Raw genomic sequence first — 4405 nt, 5'->3', positions numbered from 1 at the left:
GTGGGGGGCAGGGCGGGGGCCTCGTCGCCGCCCTCGAACGGCGCAAGCGCGAGGTGCCCGCCACCGTGCTGGTGCTGGAGGCGCTGTCGCAGGTGCTGCCCGACGACACCTATGTCACCGAGCTGCAGATGGAGGGCGACAGGGTGGAGGTGGCCGGGGTGTCGCGGGAGGCGGCCGCGCTGGTCCGCCTGCTGGAGCAATCGCGCCAGTTCGCCGAGGCCACCTTCGTCGCCCCCACCACCCGTGCGGCGGGGGAGGCCGGCGAGCGCTTCCACATCTCCGCGCGCATTCTCCTGCCCATGGAGGTGGCGCGGTGAACCTCCGCCCTGCCGTCATCCCCACAAGCCGGCAGCCGCTTCTTGCGGCGCTGGGCTATCTGGCGCTCGTCGCGGTGCTTCTCGCGGTGGCGGGGAGCGCCGTGGGTGACCTGATGGACAAGCGCGCCGCCGTGGCCGAGGCCGCCGATGCGCTGGACCGCCTGCAGGGCCGCAAGCCGCCGCGCGCCGGCGACGGGGCGGAGCCGTGGAGCGGCGCGCCGGTGCTGGAGGGACCCACGGTGACGGTGGCGGGCGCCGTGCTCATGCAGCGCATCGCCGCCGCCGTGGAGCGGGCGGGCGGGCGCATCACCTCGTCCCGGCCGGAGCTTCAGGGCACGCCCTATGGCGCCGGCTTCGTCGCCGTAGCCGCGAGCCTCGATATCGGCGAGGATGCGCTCCAGAAGCTGCTCTACGACATCGAGGCGGGCCAGCCGTTCCTGTTCGTGGACCAGCTGGCGATCCAGAGCGAGGCGCCGGCCTCGGGCGGGCGGACGGTGGACGGGGGCGGCCAGCAGCACATGGCGCTGAAAGTGACCTTCACCGTCTACGGCCAATGGCGGGGCGCGCCATGAGCGGGTTCGCGCGCTCCTCTTCCTTTGCGCCGGAGTTTTTTCGCCGGTGGGCGTTGTCGCTGCCCGGGCTCGGCCTGCCCCGCCACCGGGGTGCTCCCGGCGTGGGGGCAGGCCGCCGGCTCCGGCCCTTGAGCGGCGCGGGTGGGGCTTCACTGGGTCGCCGCGTGGGCCTGGACCAGCGGGCTTTGCGCCTCGCCGCCGTGGCGGCGGTGCTGATGGCGCCCGCCGGGCTGGGGCGCGCGTCCGATCTTGATGCATCCGTCCCGCCGGCCGGCCCGGTCCAGGTCCGCGCGGCCGAAGGCGGCGATGGGTCCGCAGGTTCCCGACTGCAAGCTGCGGTGCCGCGGGGCAATCCCCTGTGGTCGCTTCCGCTCGACCGGCTGGACGCCACCCGCGCGCGGCCGATCTTCTCGCCCACCCGGCGCCCGCCAACCGCGATCGAGGCGCCGCCGCCGGCCGCGCCCACCGCGCCGGTGCCGGTCGCGCCGGCACGGCCGCGCGTGACCCTCATCGGCACCTTGGTGGGCCAGTCCGACGCCTACGGCATCTTCCTCGATCCGGCGAGCAATGCCGTGCTGCGGCTGCGCACCGGGGAGACCCACGAGGGCTGGGTGCTGCGCTCCGTCAGCGTGCGCGACGCGCTGCTGCAGAACGGCCGCAACAGCGTGGTGCTGGCGCTTCCGGTCCCGGGGAACGGCGGCGCGACGCCGGCGGCGCGCGCGCCGGACGGCTCCCCCCTGCTGGCGCGCCCGGGTCGTCCGGCCGGCGAGCGGCCCACGGCGCATATTATCGCCCCGTTCCGGCCCGCGCCGGCGCTGTCGGATATCGAATCCAGCCATTGAGGGCGACGGCGCCGGGCCGAGCCAGCGCGGCAACGCTCCTCGATCGGGACCGCTGGCCGGGCTGCAGGTTCGCCCCTTCGTCATCGGCAGGTCATGGCCCATGGGGAAAGTGCGCGCCGTCTCCCCTTTTTGCCGGACCGGACAGGCGCCATCGTGAGCCAGCTTATTGGATTGTTCCCGACCCCGGTGATGCGGGTGCCGGGATTGCTTGAACCGGAGACGGTGGCGGCGCTGGCCGCCGAGGCGGTGGACGCCACCAGCCTGACCAATGCCTATTCCGACCTCCTCTCCCACACCCCGGTGGCGGGGACCGAGGCCAACTCCCTGCACAGCCGGCTGGGCGCGCTGGTGCTGCCCAAGGTGGCGGAGTTCGGCGAGGTGCTGTTCGGCGAGGCGCTGACCTGGCAGATCAAGGAGATCTGGGTGAACGTGCTGGAGCCCGGCGGGCACCAGGCCATCCACACCCACGCCAACAGCTTCATCTCCGGCGTGGTCTACCTGACGCAGGCGCATCCCTCCGCCAACATCGTGTTCCACAAGAGCATCGGCGGCACCGGCTTCCTGTTCGGCAACAGCAATCCCAATGCCCGCATCAACGCCTTCAACGGTGGCAAGTGGGCCATGCCGGAGACCTGCGCCGGCGACCTCGTGATGTTCCCGAGCTACCTGCTGCACGAGGTGCCCGCCAATCGCGGCGAACGGCGCATCTCCATCGCCTTCAACGCCATTCCCGATCGGCTCGACAATTTCGGCTACGCCATCCGCTTCGCGTGAGCGGGCGTTCATGTCAGGAGTTCGCAGGACGATGCAACCCGTCTCCGCCCTCGCCGCGCTTGTCGCCGGCCTCGTTGCCTGCACGGCCGCGCCGGCCCTCGCGCAGTGCGCGTTCGACCAGTCGGTGCCCAATGCCAATGACATTCTGGGCGATGCCGAGCCAGCGGTGAGCATCGACTTCACCGACGAGTTCGAACTCCACGAGGTGCGGGTGATCGGGCCGGACAATGCCGAATGGCCCACCGACTGGGCCCGCCCGGCAGGACAGGTGCGCCAGACCGCGTTCCGCGTCACCCAGCCCCTGCCGCCCGGCAGATATATGGTGATCTGGAACGGCTACCTGCGCCGCCATCATCACGCCGACGGCGGCTCCATCCCCTTCACCGTGGCTGCGGCGGGCGAGGCGCCGACCCCGCACCCGGCGGCAGCGCCGCAAGAAGGCGGCGTGCATCGGGTCGGCCCGGGTTCGCCCTATCGAGTGCTTCTAGGAGGCGTCGCGCCGCAGCCGGGTCGCTGACCGCGATCTGCCGCGCCATGGCGAGCACCGGCCCATAGGCCGGCTCGAAATCCGGGCTCATGCCCACGATCTCGATCAGGCGCGGGGCCAGCGTGCCGATGAGGTCGCGCGGACCGCGCGCGGCCAGGGTCCGCGCTCCCGTCTCCAGGTAGGCGTCCCGCGCCTGCCAATAGGCTGCGAGGCGGCGGCGGGCGTCCGGGTCGGCGGTGTCGAGCACCGCCTCGGGCGCGGGGTTTAGCGCGGCGAGGAGCGCGACCAGCCGGTCGGCGGGCGTGTCCGTTCCGGCATAGGCGACGCGGGGCGCGTCCGTGGTGACGAGGGGGCGGTCATCCGTGTTCACCGGCCCCGGCCCGGCGAAGGCCGCAAGCTCGGGACGGCTCGCCAGATAGAGGCCGAACAGGGAGAAGTCCCCGGTCATGTCCAGCGTGGCGAGGCGCCCGGAAAGGGCGGGATCGGTGATGCGGCGCCCCACCCAGTCCGCCGGATAGGTCTTGGGGTCGCGCCGGCCCACGAGGGCGATCAGCGGCGTCTCCACGCTGAACTGGGCGAGATAGGCGCTCGCATCCGGGAAGGTGTCGAGGAAGGTGCGCACGATGATGCGCAGGGTGGGCAGGTCCAGCTGGTGCAGGGGCAGCCACTGGGCGAACAGTCCGCCGTCCGCGAGCCGGTCGCGGATCGCCTCGAAATGCTCCCGCGCATAGAGCGCGCCCGAGCCGTCCACGGAGGGGTGGTAGAGGTCGGCCACGATCACGTCGTAGCGCTCGCCGGGCGCGCGCGCGAAGCGCCGGGCATCGGCCACATGGACCTTGACGAGGGGGTTGCGGCCGATCTCGCCGGCCGAGGCGCCGAACAAAGGGAAGGTCTCCACCACCTCCGGCACCAGTTCCACCCCGTCCGCCCGAAGGCCGGGATGCTCGCCCGCCGCGGACAGGGTCGCCCCGGTGCCGAGGCCGAGGAACAGGGCGCTCCTTGGGTCGGGGTGCAGCAGCAGGGGAATGTGCGCCTGCCGGTGGTCGGAGCGCATGGAGGCGCTGCCGCCCATGCGGAAATGGTTGTTCACCTGCAGATGCCGGTCGCCGGCGCTGTTGGAGATGACGCTGACCGCCGCCATCACCCCGTCGCGGTGCCACACCAGTTCGCCGCCGGGCGGAATGCGCACGAAGCGTAGCGACAGCGGCGCCACCACCAGCGCCGCCGTGGCCGCGCCCACCAGCCCCGCCGCCATGAGGGATGAGCGCCGCAGATCGGGCAGCACCAGAAGATAGCCGAGGGCGATCAGCACGAAGGCGAGCTTGGCGCCGAGCAGCGGCAGCAGCAGCGGGCCGAACAGGATCGGCGCCAGCGCCGCGCCCAGCGTGTTGACGGCGAGCGCCGGCCCGACCC

Annotated in this window: 5 protein-coding genes and 1 pseudogene; 5 read left to right on the top strand and 1 reads right to left on the bottom strand. The window is 72.7% G+C overall.

What is annotated here, in order from left to right; translation table 11 throughout:
• The 5 genes from K9U41_RS21900 to K9U41_RS21880 all read left to right on the top strand — a co-directional run.
• Positions 1 to 317, top strand: a 317-nt coding sequence (locus K9U41_RS21900; protein WP_282642959.1) for a PilN domain-containing protein, incomplete at its 5' end; no start/stop codon positions are given.
• Positions 314 to 889 carry a type II secretion system protein GspM gene (gene gspM / locus K9U41_RS21895; protein WP_282642958.1) on the top strand — a complete coding sequence of 192 codons (576 nt, stop codon included), beginning with the start codon at positions 314 to 316 and terminating at the stop codon, positions 887 to 889. The genes K9U41_RS21900 and gspM, both read left to right, overlap by 4 nt.
• Positions 890 to 1053: 164 nt before the next feature.
• On the top strand, positions 1054 to 1731 hold the full coding sequence (locus K9U41_RS21890; protein ID WP_282642957.1) for a general secretion pathway protein GspN: 678 nt from the start codon (positions 1054 to 1056) through the stop codon (positions 1729 to 1731).
• 153 nt (positions 1732 to 1884) lie between these two features.
• Positions 1885 to 2505, top strand: a complete 621-nt coding sequence (locus K9U41_RS21885; protein ID WP_282642956.1) for a TIGR02466 family protein — start codon at positions 1885 to 1887, stop codon at positions 2503 to 2505.
• Positions 2506 to 2536: 31 nt separating this feature from the next.
• Entirely contained in the window at positions 2537 to 3022 is a 486-nt protein-coding gene (locus tag K9U41_RS21880) for a copper resistance CopC family protein (protein ID WP_282642955.1), read from the top strand.
• A 697-nt stretch (positions 3023 to 3719) separates the two neighbouring features.
• Here K9U41_RS21880 and K9U41_RS21875 read toward each other — a convergent pair.
• Positions 3720 to 4046: pseudogene (locus tag K9U41_RS21875) on the bottom strand (spermidine synthase); the annotation flags it as partial.
• Positions 4047 to 4405 lie beyond the last annotated feature (359 nt).

Source organism: Xanthobacter autotrophicus (assembly GCF_029991245.1).
Lineage (GTDB): Bacteria > Pseudomonadota > Alphaproteobacteria > Rhizobiales > Xanthobacteraceae > Xanthobacter > Xanthobacter autotrophicus_C.
Note: the sequence above shows the minus strand (reverse complement) of the source record. Positions and strands in the feature narration are given on the sequence as shown.